Here is a 21,428-nt window from a genome sequence, read left to right as displayed (position 1 = left end):
GTCGCATGCCGTACGTCGTCACCCAATCCTGTTGCAGCGACGCGTCCTGCGTGTACGCCTGCCCGGTCAACTGCATCCATCCCACGCCCGACGAACCGGACTTCCGGACCGCGGAGATGCTGTACGTCGACCCGCAGGCGTGCGTGGACTGCGGCGCCTGCGCCACCGCGTGCCCGGTCGACGCCATCGTGTCATCGAAGAAGCTGACCGCTGAGCAGAAGCCGTTCATCGAGATCAACGCCGATTTCTACCGGCAGGCGCGACCGCGCCCCCTGCTGGCGCGACCGGTGCCCGCGGCACGGATCCACACCGAGCGCACGCCGCTGCGGGTGGCGATCGTGGGGTCGGGTCCTTCGGCGATGTACGCCGCCGACGAACTGCTGACCCAGCCCGAGGTGTCGGTGACGGTGTTCGACCGGCTGCCGGTGCCCTACGGGCTGGCCAGGCACGGCGTCGCACCGGACCACGACAAGACCCGCAAGGTCGGCGAGCTGTTCGACGTCATCGCGGCGCAGCCGGGGTTCCGTTCGTACTTGAACGTGGATGTGGGCGCGCATGTTTCGCATGCCGAGCTGCTCGAGCACTTCCACGCCGTGATCTACGCCGTCGGCGCGTCGTCGGATCGCAAGCTCGGCATCCCGGGTGAGGGCTTGGCGGGCAATGTCTCGGCCACCGACTTCGTCGCCTGGTACAACGGTCATCCCGACTACGTCGACCGTGCCTTCGACCTGTCCGGCCCGCGTGCCGTGATCGTCGGCAACGGCAATGTCGCGCTCGACGTCGCGCGCGTCCTCACCAGCGACCCGGCGACGCTGACCGGCACCGACATCGCGCCCTACGCATTGCGGGCGTTGCGCGAGAGCAAGGTCGAGGAGGTGGTCGTGCTCGGGCGGCGCGGTCCGCTCGAATCCGCGTTCACAGTGCCGGAGTTCGTCGGCTTGCTCGGATGCGAAGTGGACATCGTGATCGAGGGTGAGCTGCCCGAGCTCGGCGCGGAACTGCCGTTCCATGTCGAACAGAAGCTGCGGCTGCTGCACAGTGTGCGCACCCGGCCGGTGGGGCAGCGCAAGCGCATCGTGTTCCGCTATCTGGCCGCGCCCACCGAGATCCTCGGCACCGATCGGGTGACCGGTCTCGCAATCGGCCGCACCGAGCTGGTCACCGATCCGGACGGCCGCATCAGCGCCGTCGGGACCGGGCAGACCGATCGGCTCGACGCGGGCCTGGTGCTCACCTCGGTCGGCTACCGCGGCGTGGCGGTGCCGGGCCTGCCGTTCGACGAGCAGGCCGCGGTGATCCCGAACCAGGACGGCCGGGTGCTGGAGCGCCCGGGCGGCGCCGTGGTCACCGGCACCTACGTGACCGGCTGGATCAAGCGCGGGCCCACCGGCTTCATCGGGACCAACAAGTCCTGCGCGCAGGAGACGGTGCGGCAGTTGGCCGCCGACTTCAACGCGGGCCGCCTGACCGAACCCGCCGGCAGCGCAGCGGAACTCGATCGGCTGGTGCGGCTGCGGCAGCCCGCGGTGCGGGCCGGGGGAGCGGTGGAAGCTCGCCCAGGCCGGGTCCGCCGCTTGCTGGCGCGCGCCTGACGAACCCCGCCTCGGGATACCCCGGCCGCGCCGGTATCCCGAGGCGGTCCCACGTCCAGAGGTCACCGTGCGGTGAAGCCGCCGTCGATGGCGAGTGCCGCACCCGTGACGAAACTGGCTTCACCGCTGAGCAAATAGGCGCAGAACGAGGCGATCTCCTCCGGCGTCGCGATGCGGCCGAGCGGGTGCAGCGCCGCGATGGCAGCCACTCCTTCGGGCGTCGCGCCCATCGAATTACGGAACGCCGGGGTGTCGACCGCCCCGGAGACCAGTGCGTTCACCCGCACTCCCTGATCGGCGGCTTCGAGCGCCACCGCACGCGTCAAGCCGACCACTCCGTGTTTGGCGGCGACGTACGGCGCCACCGAGCCCATGCCCACCACACCCAGATTCGACGCGTTGTTCAGGATCGCGCCGCCGCCGGAGGCCGCCAGCGCGGGAACCTGATGCCGCAGGCCGTAGAACACGCTGGTGAGATTGAGCTCGAGATCGGCGCGCCAATCCGCCTCGTCGATCTCCGCGACCGGGCCGAACGCGTGCACCGCGCCCGCGTTGTTGAACGCGGCGTCCAGGCGACCGAATTCGGATACCGCGGCGTCGGTCAACCGGGCCACGTCCTGTTCCACCGTGACATCGGTCGGCACGAACAGCGCGCGCCCGCCGGCCGCGCGGATGTCGGCGGCCACCTGCTCACCCGCGTCCTTGCCGCGTGCGCCGAGCACGACCGCGGCGCCTTCGCCCGCGACCCGCAGCGCGACGGCCTTGCCCACGCCCGAGGTCGCGCCGGTGACCAAGACGACCTGCTCCGCGAACCGTGTTGCCATCGTTCGATTTCCTCTCCACTCTCGCGATCGCACCTCCGTGGTGTGACCCGATGTCGAGTCAAGCCGGACGCGAACGAGGGTGCTGGCGGTAATTGGACATCTAGTTGATGTGTCAATTGAACGCCGTCCCGTGGCGGCGTGCCGAGATGCACGGATTTGGCAAGGATTTAGTTACCTACCGGTGAGTGTCCGTCGAGCGGTGTGCTTTCGGTGGGGCAAACCGGCGATCGGTCGGATTTTCTCCTCATATCGAGATCGCTGTATGGTAGCGGAAATGCTGTGGGCTCAGTCTGATTCGTGATGTCGAGCCGGCTGGACGCGGGCGTCCACTCGTATCTACCTGGCAATTCGGACGATTATTGCTATCGGTCGAACATTCCGTATCAATTGCGCATCCACGCCGACGTGAAACAGCTAACCTGTGGTGGCTGTTTGGAAGACGACCGCGGCCACAGGGGAACGCCATGTGATGGACGTGGTCACGGTGCGTTGACGGGATAGCGAATGACTACAGGTCTGGGTTTCAGCATCGGTGCAGTGAATTCCGTGACGGCTTCGGTCAGCGCGGATCGGCCACGACCGGCGGTGCGGTCTCGCCGCACCGCGGTGACCTTCGACAGCGCGGGTGGACTGCGCCTCGGTGGGATTCCGCAATTCAGCATGGCGGTCACGGATTTCGCCGATCTGAGCCGTGATCCGGAGGCCGTGATCGTCGGCGGCCGCATCTGGTCGCCGGCCAATCTCGTGGCCGCGGTGGTCAACGAGCTCAGGGCGGTCGAGCCGGACGCGTCCGAGGCGGGCGTCGTGACCACCTACCCGGCGGTGTATTCCGACAAGCAGGTCGCGTTGTTGCGCCAGGCGCTGGACCTATCCGGGGCTAGCGACGTGCTGCTGGTGCCCGAGCCCGTCGCGGCGGCGGAATGGCTGGAACACGAGCACGGCCCGCTGGATGCCGATTTCATCTTGATCTACGACCTCGGCGGCACCAGCCTCGATGTGAGCATCGTGCGCGTCGGGCCCGACTGGGACAACCATCCGATGATCGGGAAGCCGGCGCGCTCCCACGATTTCGGCGGCAGGCCGCTGGGGTCGATGATCGCGCGGTACGCCCCGGACGTCTCGCGCGCCGGACTGTCGATGACATCGATCGTCGATATCGACGGACTGCGTACCGCGCATGTGCAGGACTCGCTCCAATTGGTCCGCGACTGTGTGCGGGAAGCGGGCATCACGCTCTCCGATATCGGGCGTGTGCTGCTGGTGGGAGGGGCGTCGCGGCCTGCGGAGGTAGCGCGCACGCTCGCCGAACTCGGTCGGCCCGTGCTGATTTCGGCCGATCCGGGGCAGACGATCGCCGCGGGCGCCGCGCTGATGGCGGCGCGCACCATGGCGCTCGGTGCGTCGGACCGCCGCGCCGCCGCGCCTCGCGTGGCGGTGTTCTCCAGTGCCGCGGTGGTCTCCGCGGTGGCCATGTCGGCCGTGACCGTCTTCGGCGGATCCATGGTTCCCGAGCTGGCGCCGATGCTCGAGCATCTTCCCCAAATCAGTTTCCCGACCGATAGTCTGCTGGTCGACGTCGGAAGCGAGCACCTCGCCGACGCCTGGTCCCGGATGGCCGTGCCCGCCGCATCGAACTCGGGCCGGGCGCTGCCCTCGCTGCTATCGCAGCCGACTTCCGCGTATACCCGATTCATCACACCTGTTCCGCGCAGCACCGGTTACGGTCCGTCGGTGGCCGAGTCCAGGATCGGCTCGCACCGGGATCCGCGAAACTGCTGCGCCCCTGGGGGCCTGCGCTACCGGGGATATGGCGATCCCGCCTATTTCGTGAATCCATTGCCGTTCGCTCCGGTGGTTCGTCCCGTGCCCGGAGACATCGTGCAGCCGCCCGTTCCCGGACCGGCTCCTGGTCTGCCGCTGCCGGGGCAGGCACCCGGGTCTGATCTGCCCGGACAGCCGCCCGCGCCGGGGCAGGTATCCGCTTCCTGGTCGGGCACGCCGGGCTCCACCGGTCCGGTATCGCAGAACGGCTCGAAGCCTGCGGAGCCCGGTGGGACGGCACCAGGGAGTTTTGCGGGCAGTCCGTCGACCGGAAGGTCGGACTCACCGGGCGGCGGTACGGCAACGGGCGAGCACGGCGAACCCTCCGCATCGAATTCGTCCTCTTCCGGGCCGGCGAGCCCCGGGAGTTCCTCGTCCGTGGGGACCGACGGAACATCCGCCTCGTCCGGCGGGAGCGCGTCGAGCGGTGGCTCGACGAACGATTCCACCGCGCACGAATCCTCCGACGACTCGCCGGGCGGGTCGACCGGTGGATCGTCGTGGGGAGGGTCGCCCGGGCACTCCACGACGCACGGATCGTCTTCGGCTGGGCCTGCCGGTAACTCGTCGTCGGACGGGTCGGCCGGTAATCCGTCGACCCATGGCTCGTCCTCCGGCGGCTCGGCCGACACTTCGTCGGCCCACGGCTCGGGGGCGTCGGCCGGTAATTCATCGAGCGGGCGGCCGGGCGGCGCGTCGTCGGCGGGCGGCCACTCGGGTGGGAACCCCTCGGGCGCTTCGTCGTTCGGCGGCTCGCCGGGCCGATCCGGCTCGATCGGTGGGTCGGCAGGCGGGTCGTCCAGAGGAGGCGCCGGAGGTGCGGGCGGTGTCGGCGGCGGAGGGCGCGGTCGATAGCGGCCCAGCCCGGGACGGCGAATTGCCCGGTGGCGGTGCGGGTCTGGTCGCGCCGGATTCGACGGCGGGTGCGGCGGCCGCGAGGCACAATGGGTTGATGGCATCCGGGGGTCCCCAGCTGATCGCGCTGGACGTAGACGGGACGCTGCTGGATACGGGAACACCGATCAGTGCGCGGGTGGTCGCGGCGGTGCGCGCGGCCGTGGCGGCAGGTGCGCATGTCGTGATCACCACGGGACGCACGCTGCTGACCACACGTCCGGTGCTCACCGAACTCGGTCTGCGCGACGGACATGCCCTCTGCTCGAACGGCGCCGTGCAGATCGACGTGGCCAGGGGCGAACCGGTGGCGATCCAGGCGTTCGACCCGGCGCCCGCGATCACCGCGCTGCGCGCGCTGTTTCCCGCGATGATCTTCGCCGTGGAAAAGGTCGGCATCGGCACCTGGGCCACCGGAGCGAGTCCCGGCGAATTCTCGCTCGGCGAGTATCTGCTCGTCGACCATCACGCGCTGAGCAGCGAACCGACCCCGCGACTGAACGGCTGGCTGCCGGATGGTTCGCTGGAGGAGATGTTGCTGGCGCTGCGGTCCTTGCGCGTGCCCGGCGCGAGCTGGGTGCACGGCGAGTTCGGGCCGTGGCTCACTGTCTGCCGTCAGGGCGTGTCGAAGGGTTGGGCGCTGGAACAGCTCCGCATCGCCCTCGGTGTCCCGGACGAAGCGACGCTGGCCATCGGCGACGGCTACAACGATCGGGAAATGCTGCGCTGGGCGGCGCACTCGGTCGCGATGGCGAACGCGCCCACGGACATTCGCGACCTGGCGGACGAAGTGACCGGCCACGTCCTGGACGACGGCGTCGCCACCGTCCTGGAACGCTGGTTCCGTCCCTGATCTTTCGATCGGGTCCGCTTCGAGCGGGGACGCGCCCGGAGCGCGCGGCGTGGTGTCCGTCGAGAGGATACGGGCAGCACGCCGCCGTACTGCTGCATTACGCGGGACCGGTCTCGGCGAGTATCTCGAGGTAGTGCGGGTTGGACATGAGGCCGAGGACGTTGCCGAACGGGTCCACAACGGCGGCGGTGACGAAGCCCTCGCCGTTGCCGCGCGGGGTGATGGGATCGTAGACGGTCGCGCCGAGTTCCAGCAGCCGGTCGAACGTCGCCCGCACGTCGTCGACGTGCCAGTTCACGATCGCGCCGCCGGGGGCGTTGCGCGCTCCGGCGGGCGCGTAGGCGCGGTTCACGATGCCGAATTCGTGCTGGTAGTCGCCGATGCGGAACTCGTAGTAGCCGTTGGGCACCTGGTAGTAGGGCTCGGCGCCGAAGAACCGCGCGTACCAGTCCTTGGCGGCCTCGAGGTCGTCGGCGTAGAAAGTGCTCGTCGCCATTCCGCGCAGCATGGTGGTCTCCTTCGAATCGTTCTCATCCGTACTCGTAGATCCATCATCCGAGTAAAAGTGCGCATCGAATGAGCACTTTTGACGGCAGAATTGTGCGTATGCGAGCGGACCGATTGGTGGCGATCCTGCTGATGATGCAGACCCGAGGACGGGTGACGGCCGCGCAGGTCGCGGCGGAGCTCGAGACCTCGGTCGCCACCGCGCGCCGGGATCTCGAGGCGCTGTCGGCCGCAGGGGTGCCGGTGTATCCGCAGCCGGGGCGTGGCGGCGGCTGGACGCTTGTGGGCGGTGCGCGCACGGACCTGACCGGGCTGACGGCGGGCGAGGCGCGGGCGCTGTTCCTCTTGGCGGGTCCCTCCGCGGGCGCGGTGCCGGAAGCCAAGTCGGCGCTGCGCAAGCTGGTGCGCGCGCTGCCGCAGACCTTTCGCGGCGAAGCGGAGGCGGCGGCCGATGCGGTGGTGATCGATCCCGCGCGCTGGGGTGCGACGGATCGCGAGCTGCCCCCGCTGGTGTCGCTGCTGCAACGCGCTGTCGTGCAGCGGGAAAAGGTCCGGCTGCGCTATGCGAACCGGACCGGGAAGCGGTCCGAGCGTCTCGTCGATCCCTGGGGTCTGGCTGACAAGGACGGTGTCTGGTACCTGATAGCCGGAACCGTGCGGGGCCGGCGGACTTTTCGCGTCGATCGGATCTCCGAGGCGTCTTGCACCGGTGAACCGGCCCATCGCCCAGCGGATTTCGATCTCGCCGGCGCCTGGGAACAGGTGGTCGAGGAGATGGAGCAGCGGCGCGCGACCCTCGCCGCCACCGTGTTGATCTCCGAGCGTCTGTTGCCGATCCTGCACGACCAGCAGGGGCGGAACTGCGTTGTGGACGGTCCGGTTGCCGACGGCCGCATCCAGGTTCGCGTCACCGCTCCCACCGCCTGGATGCTGGCCCAGCAGCTGGCGGGCTGGGGCGCCTCGATCGAGGTCCTCGACGCGCCCGAGGTCCGCGCCGAATTGGCCGGCCTCGGCGCCGAACTGGTCGAACGGTACGGATCGGACGGCCGGTCCGGCACGGCACCATGACACTGTCCTGGGTAGATCGCAGGCATCGAACGCGGGTTGCTCCGCCGTCGCGGCGGACCCGGGTTCGGTCGCTGCCCGCGAGGGCATGGCCGGAGACGGGGCGTGTCGTCCTCGAATACCGCCGTGATCCTGGAACGGAGCGGTCGCGTCGTTCGCCTCGATCGGCGCCCGCAGCGCATTGCACTCGGTTGTCCGCCTTTCGAGATGTGGTGGAGGCACCCGACCGCCGGTGCCTCCGCCACGTGTCGGATCAGCGCGACACGAGAACGTGTCCGGCCAGCGTGCGCACCATATCCGAGGCGAGCACGGCGTGACCGCTCATGCTGAAGTGGATGAGGTCGGCGCTCATCAGGTCGGGCCGCAGGCGCAGCGGGTGGTCCCATAGTTCCAGCAGGAGCGCGTCGTAGCGGGCGGCCAGTTCGCGGACCAGGTCGTTGAGCGCGGCCATCCGGTCGCGCATCGGACGCATCGGCGCCATGCGCTCGATTTCCCAGACGTCGGCGAGGGTGAAGGTCACGATCCGCGCTCCGGTGCGGGCCAGCGTTCCGAACAGCGTGTCCAGGTTGGAACGCAATTCGGCGAGGTCGCCGCCCGGCAGGAACAGGTCGTTGCCGCCGCAGCTGAGATGCACGAGATCGGGCCGGAATTCGAGTACGGAGGGCAACTGCTCGGCGATGACCTGGGCGGAGGTGGCGCCGATCCGGCCGGTGTTCAGGTAAGCCAGATCCGGGCGAACCGAAGTGAGCACGGCCGCGACGCGGTCGGCCCAGCCCGCGAATTCGTAACCCGGGCTCGGATCGCCGACGCCCTGCGCGATGGAGTCGCCGAGCACCGCGTAGCGCTGCCACGGGGCGTCGGCGAGCAGACGCCGCTGTTCCGCGGGCGGCAGCAGCAGCGGATCGTTCTCTTCGGTACGAATATCGTTGTCGCTCACGCTGATTCCTAGTTGTCGACGGAGAAGGACGGAGTGCGGGCCGGTAGCGCGGCCAGGCAAGCGGCCACGGCGGCGATGCCCGCGCACACGGCGAAGACGATGTGGAACGCGCCGAGTGGATCGTCGGGACGTGCCGCGAATACGGCGGCGAGCACGGCCACGCCGAGCGCCCCGCCCACTTGCCGCGCGGTCAGATTCATGCCGGTGCCTGCGGCGAACTGCTGCGGCGGAAGAGCACCGGCCGCCGCGGTGCCCAGCACCGTGACGACGAAACCGATGCCGCCGCCGCCGAGCACACCGGCCGGAATCCACGCCGACCACAAGGCTGGAGTGGCGCCGAAGGCATCCGTGCTCATCCACACGGTGCACGCCACGAACATCAGCGCACCGAGCACGCCGAGCCACCGCCTGGCCGTCGCCGAGCCGATCCGTCCCGCGACGGTCGCCGTCACCATCGACGCGACCGCTCCGATGGTCATGGCTCCTGCGGAGCCGAGCACCGAGTAGTCCCAGATCGCGTCCAGGAACAGCGGTCCCGACAGCAGCCAGGCGAACATGGCCGCGCCGAAGACGAACGAGGTGGCGTTGGCCAGCGCGTAGGACTTGCTGCGCCACAGGTCCACGGCGATCGCGGGTTCGTGATGGCGCGCCGAACGGATGAGGGCGGCCACGACCAGCAGTCCGCCGCCGATCAGCGCGGTCAGTGTCCCCGCCGAGGTCCACCCCCAGCGCTGCCCTTCGGTGACGCCCGCGACCAGTCCGCCCAGCCCGAGCGCCACCGCGAGGGTGCCGAGCGGATCCGGCAGCGCACCGCCGAATCGACGGTCGTCGGGGGCCGGAACGCGCGCCGCCGCCATGATGAGCAGCAGGGCCACCGGAACGTTGATGACGAAAACCGCCCGCCAGTCGAATCCTTCGACCAGCGCGCCACCGAGTGCGGGACCGACGACAGCGGCGAACCCGCCCGCGGCCGACCAGGCTCCGATGGCCGCGCCGATCTTCTCCCGCGGCGTGGCGGCGAGCACCAAGCCGAGAGCGGACGGCACCATCAGCGCCGCGGCGCCGCCTTGCAGCACCCGGCCCGCGATGAGCCAGCCCGCTGTCGGGGCGAGCCCGCACAGCAGGGAGGTGAGGGCGAAACCGGCCAGCGCGCCGAGGAACAGCCTGCGGCGGCCGAGCGCGTCGGCGAGACGTCCGGCCGGGGTGAGCAACGCGGCGAAAGCGACCGCGTAGCCGCTGACAACCCAGGTCAGCGTGGCGGTCGCCGTGCCGGGGTAGTCCCGGGCGATCGACGGGAAGGCGATATTGACGACGGAGAGATCGAGAAAGGCGATGAAGGCGGCGCCGCAGGCGATCAGCAAGGTGCGCGTGGCCGCGGTCGCGGTCGGTGGGCTGTCGAGCCGCACGGACGCGTCGGTCATGGGAAGTCCTTAATAGAGGATACAAAACGCACGATCGTTCGTTCAATTAAAATACGACCATACGTTCGTATGTGCAATAGCGAAGTGGAAGAATGACCTCATGACCGAGTCCGTCACCACACGCGACCAGCCGCGCGGCACCGATCAGCGCCTGGCCAAGGGCGCGCGGGCGCGTGCGTCGATCGCCCGCCACGCCGCCGACGTGGCGTCTGTCGAGGGCCTCACCGGCCTCAGCATCGGCCGCTTGGCCACCGACCTTGGACTCAGCAAGAGCGGCATCGCCACCCTTTTCGGCAGCAAGGAGAGCCTGCAGATCGCGGCGGTGAAATCCGCGCGGCAGGTCTTCATCGACGAAGTCATCACGCCGAGCCTGAGCGAGCCGGCCGGACTACCGCGCCTGCGTGCCCTGGTCGAGCGCTGGCTGGGTCAGGTGGCCGACCCGGCATTCCCCGGCGGGTGCTTCCGCGTCGCGACACTCGCCGAGTTCGACAGCAGGCCGGGACCCGTGCGTGACGCCATCGCCGAAGACCGCAGGGACTGGCTCGCGTTCCTGATCAAGGAGATTCGCCGGGCGCAGGACCAGGGCCATTTCGGTGCGCGCAGCGCCGACGCCGTCGCGTTCGAACTGGACGCGGTGATCGCCGCGGCGCACACGGCGCGGCAGATGGGTGACGAGTGGGGCGTCACTACCGCGCGCCACCTCGTGGCGGATCTGCTCGGCCCGGGCGACTAGTCGGCCGGTGAACCGTTGACCAGGTAGTCCAGGTAGGAACCCGGGATCGGGGACAGTTCCACGCCTTCGGCGTCCACGATGTGCGGTCGGATGGTGCCGGTGGGCGTGATCTCGGGGCTTTCGATCAGCACCGTGGTCGCTACCGGAAGGGCGAAGAACTGCACCGCGAACGGCATGGCGGTGGCCAACTCCAGCAGGGTGGTGTAGTACGACGACCGGTGCGCGTGGTCTTCGAAGCATTCCACCGACCAACCGGAGGACTCGGGGTCGTCCGGCTCGGTGCGCGCCAGCACCAGGACCGGTGATTCGAGTCCGCACGACGAGATGGTGGCCCGCTGGTCCTCGCCGGGAAAGTCGAGGCGATCGGTGAGGCCGACCCCGGCCGCCACTTCGCGCTGATACCACACATCGCGCAAGGTGCGGTCGACCTGCTCGGCCCAGGTCTGCGCGTCGGTACGTTCGGCGAGGCCCAGTGTGCCGTCGTCGCGGCCGCGCACCCGGACCAGATTCCAGCCGATCTGAATCGTTTCGCCGGGTTGGTAGCGCGTGCCCGCCGCGACGGTGGACTCCAGATACGACAGCAGCCAGTTCTCCATGCCGGGCAGCCGCGGCTCGGTGAAGAGAATGGTGAACTCGGGATGTCCGTGGCTGGCGCAGGAGGTGGTGCGGAACGACTCGGCCATGCCACGTTCCTAGCACGCGACAGCGTCACGCGGGCACGCCCGCCCGGGAACCGCCGCGAACGCCCGGTCAGGCCGAGAGCGCGCGAGTATCCGCGATCGCCGCGTGATAGCGATCCAGGATGACCTCGGTGAGGGCCGGATGCGCGCCGAGCACATCGGCGTGGATCGCCTCCGGCGCCGCGTCGACGAGGCGATCGGTCAGTAATCCGGGTGCGAGGAACCAGGGAGCCACCAGCACGTGCTCGGCGCCGCGAGCGTGCAGTCGCGAAATCGCCTCGGTGACCGACGGTTCGGTGGTCGCGAAGCAGATCTCGGTGCGCCAGCCGGTGCGGGCGGCCAGGCGGGTGGCCACCTCGGCGGTCCGGGCGTTGGCCGCCGCCGACGACGATCCGACCGCCGCGACCGCGACGCCGAGGCGCCGATCCGCGAAGCAGTGCCCGGCGTCGGCGGCGAGGACACGGTCGCGCAGTGCACCGACCAGTCCGGCGTCCACGCCGAGCACGTCGGCTCGAGTCAGGCGCAACCCGAGATGGCGGGCGCGGGCCGCGGCGAGCAGGCCGGGCAGATCGACCCTGGCGTGGAAGGCGCTGCCGAGCAGCAGCGGCGTCACCACCGCGTGCGTGTGCCCGTCGGCGGCGACGGCATCCACCACCTGTTCGACCGACGGGGCGGTGAGATCGAGGAACGCCGTCCTGACGTCGAGGTCCGGACGAGCGGCGGCGACGGCGCCGACCGCCTCCGCGACGGTTGCCGCCGACCGCGGATCGCGGCTGCCGTGGGCCACCGCGATCAGCGCGGGCGGTCGCGCCGGGCTGCCGTCGAGCCCGGGGGCGATCCGGGAAGTCGCGCAGCCCGGACCGCCCGCCGGGGCGACAGCGCCCAGGACCGGCGGGGCGCCGAACAGGGCTCGCGACACCGCCATGTCAGGCCCCGGTACCGACCTCGACGGCGGTCAGCACGTCACCGACCAGACCGGCCGCCAGCGTGTTGCCGCCCGCCGGATCGATCAGCAGGAAGCTGCCGGTGTGCCGGTTCGCTCGGTAGTCGTCGGCCGCGATCGGCTCGGCGACCCGCACCGAGATGCGCCCGATGTCGTTGAGCTCCAGCGACTCCGGGTTCGGGTCGGCCGCGAGGCGCTGCTCGTCGAAGCGCTCCAGCAGCGCGCCGACGATCGCCTGGGTGGTCCGGGTGCCGTGCTTGAGCAGCAGCCGCGCACCGGGGCGCAGCGGCTTGTCACCCAGCCAGCACACCGTGGCGTCGAAGGTGTCGATCGGCTCGGGCGCGTCGGCGGCCGCGGCGATGATGTCGCCCCGCGAGATGTCGACCTCGTCGGCCAGGATCAGCGTGACGCTGCGTCCGGCCTGCGCCACCGCGAGCTCGCCGTCGGGGGTGTCGATCCGCTCCACGGTCGTGCGGATGCCCGACGGCAGCACCACGACCTCGTCGCCGGGAGCGACCGCGCCCGCCGCGATCTGTCCCGCGTAGCCGCGGTAGTCCGGGTGCTCGGCGGTGCGCGGCCGGATCACGTACTGCACCGGGAACCGCAGGCCCAGCTCGTGATCGCCGGTGCTGTCGGCGTCGACCGGCACCGATTCCAGGTGCTCGATCAGCGACGGACCGTCGTAGTACGGGGTGTTGTCCGACCGGGTGGCGATGTTGTCGCCGTGCAGCGCCGAGACCGGGATCTCCAGCACGTCCTCGCTCGACCAGCCCAGCGTGCTGGTGAGTTCGTTGAACTCCGCGGAGATGGCGGCGAACACCGCGGCGGCGTCGTCCACCAGATCGATCTTGTTCACCGCGAGCACCAGCTTCGGCACACCGAGCAGCGCGAGCACGGCGGCGTGCCTGCGGGTCTGCTCGATGACGCCCTTGCGCGCGTCGACGAGCAGGATCACCAGCTGCGCGGTGGACGCGCCGGACACGGTGTTGCGGGTGTACTGCACGTGCCCGGGGGTGTCCGCGAGCACGAATGAGCGGCGCGGAGTGGCGAAGTAGCGGTAGGCGACATCGATGGTGATGCCCTGTTCGCGTTCCGCGCGCAACCCGTCAACGAGCAGCGAGAGATCCGGGGTGGCGAGACCTTTGTCCACCGACGCGCGGGTGACGGCGTCGATCTGGTCGGCCAGAACGGATTTCGTGTCGTAGAGCAGGCGTCCGACCAGAGTGGACTTGCCGTCGTCGACAGAACCGGCGGTGGCCAGCCTCAATAGGTCGGACATGTCAGAAATAACCCTCTCGTTTGCGGTCTTCCATCGCGGCTTCGGAGACGCGGTCGTCGCCGCGGGTCGCACCACGTTCGGTCAGTCGGGACGCGGCGACCTCGGCGAGGATCGCCTCGTTGTCGGCCGCGTCGGAAAGCACGGCGCCGGTGGAGGATCCGTCGCCCACGGTGCGGTACCGCACCGACCTGGTCTCCAGCACCTCGTTTTCACGCGGGCCGCCCCACACGCCCGGCGTCATCCACATGCCGTCGCGCAGGTACACCGGACGCTCGTGCGCGTAGTAGATGCTCGCCAGATCGATGTCCTCGCGGGCGATATAGCGCCAGATGTCCAGCTCGGTCCAGTTGCTCAGTGGGAACACGCGCACGTGCTCGCCCGCCGCGTGGCGCCCGTTGTACAGGTTCCACAGCTCGGGACGCTGCCGCTTCGGGTCCCACTGGCCGAAGGCGTTGCGCAGCGAGAAGATCCGCTCCTTGGCGCGCGAGCGCTCCTCGTCGCGACGGCCGCCGCCGAACACGGCGTCGAACCGATGCTCGCTGATCGCGTCCAGCAGCGGGACGGTCTGCAGCGGGTTACGGATGCCGTCGGGGCGCTCGGTGAGCCTGCCGTCGGCCAGGTAGTCCTCCACCTTCGCCACGTGCAGGCGCAAGCCGTAGCGCTCGACCACCTTGTCCCGGAACTCCAGCACCTCGGGCAGGTTGTGCCCGGTGTCCACGTGCAGCAGCGCGAACGGCAGCGGCGCGGGCCAGAACGCCTTGAGCGCAAGATGCAGCAGCACGGTGGAGTCCTTGCCGCCGGAGAACAGGATCACCGGCCGCTCGAACTCGCCCGCCACCTCGCGGAAGATGTGGATCGCCTCGGATTCCAGCGCGGCGAGAGTATCGAAATCGGTGATACCGAGCGAACGTTCGCTACGAATCGTTTCAGTCATGATTGGTGCAACCCGCATTCGGTCTTGGCGAGGCCGGCCCAACGGCCGCTTCTCGGATCGGCTCCCGGCTCCGGCTTCCGTGTGCACGGAGCGCAGCCGATGGACGGATACCCCTCCTCCACCAGGGGATTGACGAGGATGCCGTGCTTTTCGATGTAGTCCTGCATCTCGTCGTCGGACCACGGCGCGATCGGGTTGATCTTCACCAGGCCGAACGCCTCGTCGAAGGAGATCAGCGGTGCGTTCGCCCGGGTCGGCGCCTCCACCCGGCGGATGCCGGTGACCCAGGCGTTGTAGCCCGCGAGCGACTTCTGCAACGGGACGACCTTGCGCAACCGGCAGCACTCGTTGGGCTCGCGGGCGAACAGATCCTTGCCCAGCAGCCGATCCTGTTCGGCAACGGAGTGTTCCGGCCGGACGTTGACCACGTTCACCCCGTACACGGCCTCCACCGCGTCCCGGGTGCCGATGGTCTCGGCGAAGTGGTAGCCGGTGTCCAGGAAGAGCACGTCGACGCCGGCGCGCACGCCCGAGGCCAGGTGCACCAGCACGCCGTCCTGCATGTTGGAGGCCACGATGTAGTTCGTGCCGAAGGTGTCCTCGGTCCACCGCAGGAGTTCGGTCGCCGAGGCGCCGTCGAGTTCGGCGGCGCCGCGCGCGGCGATGGCGCGGAGCTGGTCCTCGGACAGCTTTTCCGCGAGTTCGGTTGTCACAATTGATCTCCCGTCGACACTTATCTCAGGTCGGCCTCGTCGGCGCGGACCGCCCACTGGGCGAACCGTTCGCCGTCCGAACGTTGCTTGACGAAGTTGCGCACCACCCGGTCGATGTAGTCGCCGAGTTCCCCGGTGGTCACTTTGTGCTGGCGCAGCTTGCGCCCGAACGCGCTGTCGAAGCCGAGGCTGCCGCCGAGGTGAACCTGGAATCCCTCCACCTGATTCCCGGTGCCGTCGTCGACCAGCTGGCCCTTGAACCCGATGTCGGCGATCTGCGAGCGGGCGCAGGAGTTCGGGCAACCGTTGATGTTGATCGTGATCGGGACATCCAGCTGCGCGTTCAGATCCGCCAGCCGTTCCTCCAGCTCCGGCACCAGCGCCTGGGAGCGCTTGCGCGTCTCGGCGAAGGAGAGTTTGCAGAACTCGATACCGGTGCAGGCCATCAGATTCCGCCGCCACAGCGAGGGCTGCGCCTGCAGGCCGAGGGGTTCCAGCTCGTCGATCAGCGCGTCGACCTTGTCGTCGGGAACGTCGAGCACGATCAGCTTCTGGTACGGGGTGAACCGGACACGATCGGAGCCGATCCGCTCGACCGCGTCGGCGACCTTGGTCAGGACGGTGCCCGACACCCGGCCCGCGATGGGGGAGAAGCCGACCGCGTTGAGTCCGTTGCGCAGCCGCTGCACGCCGACGTGGTCGATCGGCTTGGTCGGCTGCTCGGGCGCGGGGCCGTCGATCAGCTTGCGCTTCAGGTACTCGTCCTCCAGCACCTGGCGGAACTTCTCGATGCCCCAGTCCTTGATCAGGAACTTCAGGCGCGCCTTGGTGCGCAGGCGGCGGTAGCCGTAGTCGCGGAACACCGATACGACGGCTTCCCACACGTCCGGCACCTCGTCCAGCGGCACCCACACGCCCACCCGCTTGGCGAGCATCGGGTTGGTGGACAGCCCGCCGCCGACCCACAGGTCCAGACCGGGGCCGTGCTCGGGATGCACGACACCGACGAACGCGACGTCGTTGATCTCGTGCACCACGTCCTGCTGGCCGGAGATCGCGGTCTTGAACTTGCGCGGCAGGTTGGAGTACTCCTTCTTGCCGATGTAGCGGCGCACGATCTCCTCGATCGCGGGCGTCGGGTCGATGACCTCGTTCAGCGACTCGCCGGCCAGCGGAGACCCGAGCACCACGCGCGGGCAGTCGCCGCACGCCTCGGTGGTCTTCAGGCCGACCGCCTCGATCCGCTTCCAGATCTCCGGGACGTTCTCCACCTCGATCCAGTGGTACTGGACGTTCTCCCGGTCGGACAGATCCGCGGTGTCGCGGGCGAACTCGGTGGAGATCCCGCCCAGCGTGCGCAGTTGCGCGAGGTTCAGCGCGCCGCCGTCGCAGCGGATGCGCATCATGAAGTACTTGGCCTCGAGCAGATCGATGTTCTCGTCACCGGTCCAGGTGCCGTCGTAGCCCTGCTCGCGCTGGGTGTACAGACCCCACCAGCGGAACCGGCCGCGCAGGTCGCCCTTGTCGATGCCGTCGAAGCCGGTCTTGGCGTAGATGTTCTCGATGCGGGCGCGGACGTTGAGGGGGTTGTCGTCCTTCTTGGACTGCTCGTTCGGGTTCAGCGGCTCGCGGTAACCCAGCGCCCACTGACCCTCGGCCTTGCGGCGCACGGGCTTGCCGGTGCGCACGCGCGGTCCGGTCGTGGTCGCCTCGGGACGCGGCCGATCCGGGCGGACCCGGCGTTCGGAGGCCGGGCGTTCGGGGCGCGCGCGGCGCTCCGGCTGGGATTCGGGCGTGGGCTGATCGGTCGGACCGGCGTCGGTGCTCGACGTCATGGGGTCGCTCCTGCGGGGTGGGTGGTACATCCTGCTGAGGGGCGCGAGGGGCTGACTCACGCCTGCGGTGTCAGCGGGTCGATGAAGTCGGGATCGCCGGGGACCCGGGGATCGGGCGCGCTGAACTACCGGAGGGAACCGGGCAGACAGCAGGCGCTACAGACGCGCTTGTAATCGACGTGGCGACGGGCCACCAGTCGAATCTCCAAAGCGCGCATGCGGCCTATTGTGCCACGTCAGCGATGGCCTTCCGACCCTGCGTCGGGTATTTCCCGTGAATCTGCGGGAAATCCCCTGGACGTTCGACCCAGTTTGTGACGGCAGTCATAGTCGCGAGCCCCAACCAGGCGCGTGATACGGCGACCGCGCCGTCTGTGACACTGCGCACCTCGCTTGACCTCGAGCGAAGTGGAGGTTGGACGATCGGCGTCATGAGTACCACAACTGTCGACGCCACCGGCGAGCTCGAAGCCATCCGCGCGGTGGTCGCGAGCGTCCAACACGCCCAGCGCAACGAGCTCGTCGACGAATTCGTCGCGCTGTTCCGGGAGGACGCGATCTGGACCACCGGACACGGCAAACGCCTCTTCGGACGGGCGGCCATCGCGGAGTTCACCGCGCAGGTGCTGCCCGGGGCCACCGCACACGGCACGGCGACCTACGAGGTCGAGCACGTGCTGTTCATCCGCCCGGACGTGGCGGCGGTGAAGGTGCGCCAGCGCTATTTCACCGACGCGGGCGTTCTGGAGAGCGAAGGCAGCCCGATGTACGTGATGTCCAAGGAGGACGGCCGCTGGCTGCTCACCGCGAACCAGAACACTCCGGTCGTGGCGGACTGAAGGGCCGGTAGCGGAGTCCCGGCCGTCGGCGCGGTCGCGGCGACGTTCACACTGGACAGGTGAGTTCTTCCGCCGCTACCGCGAGCACCGACACCTCCGCGCCGGTGCTACGCGACTTCGGCGACGGGCCGTTCGGGATCTACGTGCACGTGCCGTTCTGCGCCACGCGGTGCGGCTACTGCGACTTCAACACCTACACCGCGGGGGAGCTCGGCAGTTCGGCCTCGCCGCAGTCGTGGCTGGCGGCGTTGCGCGGCGAGCTGGCGACCGCCGCGCAACAGTTCGCGGCGTTGCCCACCGCGACGCCGGAAGTCTCCACCGTCTTCGTCGGCGGAGGGACGCCCTCCCTGCTGGGCGGCGACGGGCTCGCCGCGGTGCTGGACGCCGTGCGTGCCGAGTTCACCTTCGCCGCCGGGGCCGAGGTCACCACGGAGTCCAATCCGGAATCCACCTCGCCGGAATTCTTCGAGCGCATCCGGGCGGCCGGGTTCACCAGGGTGTCGCTGGGCATGCAGTCCGCCGCTGCGCACGTGTTGAAAGTGCTCGATCGCACGCACACCCCCGGCCGCGCGGTGGCCGCCGCACTGGAGGCGCGCGCCGCTGGATTCGAGCACGTCAACCTCGATCTGATCTACGGAACACCGGGTGAGCGCGATGCCGATCTGGACGCCAGCCTGGACGCGGTGCTCGGCGCGGGCGTCGACCACGTCTCGGCGTATTCGCTGATCGTGGAGGACGGCACCGCGCTGGCCAGGCGGGTGCGCCGCGGCGAGTTGCCCGCGCCGGACGACGACGTGCTCGCCGCACGTTACGAGCGCATCGACGCCCGACTGCGCTCGGCCGGATTCGGGTGGTACGAGGTGTCGAACTGGGCCGTGGGCGACGCCGCGGTCTGCAGGCACAACCTCGGTTACTGGGACGGCGGCGACTGGCTCGGCGCAGGACCGGGCGCGCACAGTCATGTCGGCGGCGTGCGGTGGTGGAACGTGAAGCACCCCGCTCGATACGCCGATCGAGTCGGCGCGGGCGGGCTGCCCGCCGCGGGCTGGGAGGCGCTGAGCGCGGACGAGCGCTACACCGAGCGGGTCATGCTCGCCGTCCGGCTGCGCACCGGCCTGCCGCTGGCCGAGCTGGTGTCCTCCGCGCGCACCGCCGTCGATCGCGTGGTCGCCGACGGCCTCGCCGTGCGCACCGCGGACGACCGGCTCGTCCTCACCGACCGCGGCCGTCTGCTCGCGGACGGCGTCGTCCGTGAACTGCTCGACTGATCCCGTGCCGGATCACGGTCGGGTCAACGCGATGCACTTTATGTCTCGTTCCGGTAACTCGGTGCGCACCGGCCGCGTAGTCTGCGATCAACCCCAAGGAGACTCATGGCTTCGGCACCACGTATGACCCTTATCCATGAACCAGGCGAGTTCGCGGAGGCGCGAGCAGCGGAGAAAGCGGAAAACGCGCGCCAGTGCGCCGTCGCCGCCCGCACTGTCGCCAGCTACGCGGAGAACGCCGCCGACTGCGAGTCGCTGCTGGCGATGCTCGGTCTCGATGCGCTCGCGGGCAAACAGGCGAAAACCTGCGGCTGACCATTACGCCTCGTCCGGGGCGAGGGCGGTGCTGCGCCATTCCCGTGGCGTGAGCCCGTAGGCGGCGCGGAAGCGCCGGGCGAAATGTGACGGATCGCGGAAGCCCCAGCGGCGCGCGATCATCGCGATCGTCCGATGCTTCTGGTCCGGACGAGTCAGATCGCCGTGTACCCGCTCGAGACGCTGGCTGATGATGCCCTGCTCGAGGCTGCACTCCGTGTTCGCGTAGATCTTGTAGAGCTGCCGGACCGACATGTTGTGCGCCTTGGCGATCTGTTCCGCGCCGAGACCGGGATCCGCCAGATTGCGCCGGATATAGGCGCGAATCCGGGACAGCAGAATGTCGGAGGGGACGACGGAGCCGTCGTCGGCGCACGCCGACAACAACAGTCCCCGGATCAGCTCGATGCTGGCGCAACCCGACAGGGCGGCCGCCGGGTCGGCGCTGAGCGCGTCCGCGTCGGCGGTCAGTTGGACGATGTGGTTGGCCACCAGCCGGTAGTGCGGGCTGTCCTGCACTCTGGCGGCGGCCTGACCGATCGAATCGGCGGGCAGGCCGAGCTGATCGAGCGGCACGTGCAGGCAGGTCGACGCCCCGTCGCCGCGCCGGCTGAAGTCGTAGGGCGCGTTCAGATCCATGACGTGCAGATCGCCCGGTCGCACGACGCGACGGACGCCGCCCTGCTCGTACCGTCCGTCGCCCGCCTGCTGCACCGCGACCGCCAGTACCGGCGCGGGGGAGGTCCTGACCTGCTTCGGCGTCCGGATCAGCTGGATGCCCGAGGTGCTGGCACGCACGATGCGCGCCTCGCCGAACCACCACACGTCGAACGTGGCGTGCACACGCTCGTCCGGCCCGTCCAGCACGACATGGGACGGGACCGATGCCTCTTGTACTGCCGCGGCCACCGCGTCCGCCCGCTCGTGCGGCGCGATGGTGTCCGAATTGAACACGACCGTCATCACAGCCTCCGTCGCAAATGAGACAGATTCGGCAATCCTCGCATGGAACCCGCCGACCGGGCCGTGCATTCTGAGCCGACGATCGTGCACGCAGAGTCGTTTCTCCGGCGGCCGCCCGTCATACGCTGTCGGTCGACCAAGATCGATCCCCGGTTCACCCGACATCCGTCCAGATCGAAGGGAACTGTCATGCCGACGATCACCACCACCGATGGCGTCGAGATCTACTACAAGGACTGGGGTGCCGGACGTCCGGTGGTGTTCAGCCACGGCTGGCCGCTGAACGGGGACGCCTGGGACAACCAGATGAAACTGGTGGCGAGCAACGGCTATCGCGCCATCGCCCACGATCGGCGCGCGCACGGACGCTCGAGCGACGTGTGGGACGGGCACGACATGGACCACTACGCCGACGACCTCGCCGCGGTGCTGAACGAGCTGGACATCAAGGACGCGACTCTGGTCGGGCACTCGACCGGCGGCGGCGAGGTGACCAGGTATCTGTCCCGGCACGGCACCTCGCGGGTGGTCAAGGCGGTGCTGCTCGGCGCGGTCCCGCCGTTGATGCTGAAGACCGCGAGCAATCCGGAAGGGACGCCGATCGAGGCGTTCGACGACATCCGCGCGGGCGTGGCCGCCGACCGCTCGCAGTTCTGGAAGGATCTGGCGATCCCGTTCTACGGCGCCAACCGCACCGGATCGAAGGTCTCACAAGGACTGCGCGACCACTTCTGGCTGATGGGCATGCAGGTGGGGCTCGGGGGCGCGTTCGACTGCGTCAAGGCGTTCTCCGAGACCGATTTCACCGCCGAGCTGCCGAGCATCGAGATCCCGGTGCTGGTGGCGCACGGCGACGACGACCAGATCGTGCCGCTCGCCGCCGCGGGCGCCAAGACGGCGAAATTGCTGCCGAGGGCCGAGTTGAAGGTGTACCCCGGCGCTCCGCACGGCCTGTGCGGCGACTACGAGAAGGCGTTCGACGCCGATCTGCTGAACTTCCTGAAGAGCTGAG

General features: G+C 69.4%; 21 protein-coding genes. 9 read left to right on the top strand and 12 right to left on the bottom strand.

The features are described from left to right. Positions 1–5 precede the first annotated feature (5 nt). Positions 6–1,592 (top strand): FAD-dependent oxidoreductase, encoded by a 1,587-nt coding sequence (locus tag ABZ824_RS27685; protein ID WP_356966406.1) that lies wholly within the window; start codon positions 6–8, stop codon positions 1,590–1,592. A 62-nt stretch (positions 1,593–1,654) separates the two neighbouring features. On the opposite strand, the gene ABZ824_RS27680 is transcribed toward ABZ824_RS27685, so the two are convergent. After that, positions 1,655–2,416 (bottom strand): glucose 1-dehydrogenase, encoded by a 762-nt coding sequence (locus ABZ824_RS27680; protein ID WP_356966404.1) that lies wholly within the window; start codon positions 2,414–2,416, stop codon positions 1,655–1,657. Positions 2,417–2,953: 537 nt separating this feature from the next. On the opposite strand from ABZ824_RS27680, the gene ABZ824_RS27675 reads away from it, so the two are divergent. Together ABZ824_RS27675 and ABZ824_RS27670 are read left to right on the top strand one after the other, a co-directional pair. Further along, on the top strand, positions 2,954–5,092 hold the full coding sequence (locus ABZ824_RS27675) for an Hsp70 family protein (RefSeq protein WP_356966402.1): 2,139 nt from the start codon (positions 2,954–2,956) through the stop codon (positions 5,090–5,092). Positions 5,093–5,189: 97 nt separating this feature from the next. Continuing rightward, positions 5,190–5,984 (top strand): HAD family hydrolase, encoded by a 795-nt coding sequence (locus tag ABZ824_RS27670; RefSeq protein WP_356966400.1) that lies wholly within the window; start codon positions 5,190–5,192, stop codon positions 5,982–5,984. Between the two features lie 97 nt (positions 5,985–6,081). Here ABZ824_RS27670 and ABZ824_RS27665 read toward each other — a convergent pair whose 3' ends face one another. Further along, entirely contained in the window at positions 6,082–6,492 is a 411-nt protein-coding gene (locus tag ABZ824_RS27665; RefSeq protein ID WP_355072402.1) for a VOC family protein, read from the bottom strand. A 98-nt stretch (positions 6,493–6,590) separates the two neighbouring features. Here ABZ824_RS27665 and ABZ824_RS27660 point away from each other — a divergent pair, with 98 nt between their 5' ends. After that, the gene (locus tag ABZ824_RS27660) at positions 6,591–7,559 is read left to right on the top strand and encodes a WYL domain-containing protein (protein ID WP_356966398.1); all 969 of its coding nucleotides are present in this window, start codon (positions 6,591–6,593) and stop codon (positions 7,557–7,559) included. A gap of 250 nt (positions 7,560–7,809) precedes the next feature. Here the strand turns inward: ABZ824_RS27660 and ABZ824_RS27655 are convergent, their stop codons facing one another. Continuing rightward, the gene (locus ABZ824_RS27655) at positions 7,810–8,493 is read right to left on the bottom strand and encodes an SGNH/GDSL hydrolase family protein (RefSeq protein WP_356966396.1); all 684 of its coding nucleotides are present in this window, start codon (positions 8,491–8,493) and stop codon (positions 7,810–7,812) included. Positions 8,494–8,501: 8 nt separating this feature from the next. Continuing rightward, positions 8,502–9,914, bottom strand: a complete 1,413-nt coding sequence (locus ABZ824_RS27650) for an MFS transporter (RefSeq protein WP_356966394.1) — start codon at positions 9,912–9,914, stop codon at positions 8,502–8,504. Positions 9,915–10,014: 100 nt separating this feature from the next. Here ABZ824_RS27650 and ABZ824_RS27645 point away from each other — a divergent pair, with 100 nt between their 5' ends. Next, a complete protein-coding gene (locus ABZ824_RS27645) occupies positions 10,015–10,647 on the top strand; it encodes a TetR/AcrR family transcriptional regulator (RefSeq protein WP_355072410.1) in 633 nt (210 codons plus the stop codon). On the opposite strand, the gene ABZ824_RS27640 is transcribed toward ABZ824_RS27645, so the two are convergent. The 7 genes from ABZ824_RS27640 to ABZ824_RS27610 form a co-directional block, all read right to left on the bottom strand. Further along, entirely contained in the window at positions 10,644–11,330 is a 687-nt protein-coding gene (locus ABZ824_RS27640) for a hypothetical protein (protein ID WP_356966392.1), read from the bottom strand. The genes ABZ824_RS27645 and ABZ824_RS27640 overlap by 4 nt on opposite strands. Positions 11,331–11,397: 67 nt before the next feature. Then, positions 11,398–12,252, bottom strand: a complete 855-nt coding sequence (locus ABZ824_RS27635) for a sirohydrochlorin chelatase (protein WP_356966390.1) — start codon at positions 12,250–12,252, stop codon at positions 11,398–11,400. Between the two features lies 1 nt (position 12,253). Further along, positions 12,254–13,549, bottom strand: a complete 1,296-nt coding sequence (locus ABZ824_RS27630; RefSeq protein ID WP_355072416.1) for a GTP-binding protein — start codon at positions 13,547–13,549, stop codon at positions 12,254–12,256. Between the two features lies 1 nt (position 13,550). Then, complete coding sequence (gene cysD, locus ABZ824_RS27625; protein ID WP_356966388.1) at positions 13,551–14,483, bottom strand: sulfate adenylyltransferase subunit CysD; 933 nt, start codon at positions 14,481–14,483, stop codon at positions 13,551–13,553. Next, the gene (locus tag ABZ824_RS27620) at positions 14,480–15,196 is read right to left on the bottom strand and encodes a phosphoadenylyl-sulfate reductase (RefSeq protein WP_356966386.1); all 717 of its coding nucleotides are present in this window, start codon (positions 15,194–15,196) and stop codon (positions 14,480–14,482) included. Before ABZ824_RS27620 ends, cysD begins: the two co-directional genes overlap by 4 nt. A gap of 20 nt (positions 15,197–15,216) precedes the next feature. Next, positions 15,217–17,031: a nitrite/sulfite reductase gene (locus tag ABZ824_RS27615; RefSeq protein ID WP_356966384.1), complete on the bottom strand. Its 1,815-nt coding sequence runs from the start codon at positions 17,029–17,031 to the stop codon at positions 15,217–15,219. A 125-nt stretch (positions 17,032–17,156) separates the two neighbouring features. After that, positions 17,157–17,249, bottom strand: coding sequence for an Ms4527A family Cys-rich leader peptide (locus ABZ824_RS27610; RefSeq protein WP_350356343.1), 93 nt, complete (start codon positions 17,247–17,249; stop codon positions 17,157–17,159). 213 nt (positions 17,250–17,462) lie between these two features. On the opposite strand from ABZ824_RS27610, the gene ABZ824_RS27605 reads away from it, so the two are divergent. The 3 genes from ABZ824_RS27605 (at position 17,463) to ABZ824_RS27595 (ending at position 19,453) form a co-directional block, all read left to right on the top strand. Further along, positions 17,463–17,870, top strand: coding sequence for an SgcJ/EcaC family oxidoreductase (locus ABZ824_RS27605; RefSeq protein ID WP_355072423.1), 408 nt, complete (start codon positions 17,463–17,465; stop codon positions 17,868–17,870). Between the two features lie 104 nt (positions 17,871–17,974). Next, positions 17,975–19,138, top strand: coding sequence for a radical SAM family heme chaperone HemW (gene hemW / locus ABZ824_RS27600; RefSeq protein ID WP_356966596.1), 1,164 nt, complete (start codon positions 17,975–17,977; stop codon positions 19,136–19,138). Between the two features lie 105 nt (positions 19,139–19,243). Beyond that, on the top strand, positions 19,244–19,453 hold the full coding sequence (locus ABZ824_RS27595; RefSeq protein WP_355072425.1) for a hypothetical protein: 210 nt from the start codon (positions 19,244–19,246) through the stop codon (positions 19,451–19,453). 3 nt (positions 19,454–19,456) lie between these two features. On the opposite strand, the gene ABZ824_RS27590 is transcribed toward ABZ824_RS27595, so the two are convergent. Then, complete coding sequence (locus tag ABZ824_RS27590) at positions 19,457–20,416, bottom strand: helix-turn-helix domain-containing protein (protein WP_356966381.1); 960 nt, start codon at positions 20,414–20,416, stop codon at positions 19,457–19,459. A gap of 189 nt (positions 20,417–20,605) precedes the next feature. Here ABZ824_RS27590 and ABZ824_RS27585 point away from each other — a divergent pair, with 189 nt between their 5' ends. Then, the gene (locus ABZ824_RS27585) at positions 20,606–21,427 is read left to right on the top strand and encodes an alpha/beta hydrolase (protein WP_356966379.1); all 822 of its coding nucleotides are present in this window, start codon (positions 20,606–20,608) and stop codon (positions 21,425–21,427) included. The last annotated feature ends 1 nt before the right edge of the window (position 21,428 follow it).

It is taken from the genome of Nocardia sp. NPDC047038, from assembly GCF_040644075.1.
Lineage (GTDB): Bacteria > Actinomycetota > Actinomycetes > Mycobacteriales > Mycobacteriaceae > Nocardia > Nocardia sichangensis.
This window is presented reverse-complemented; position numbering and strand designations above follow the sequence as displayed.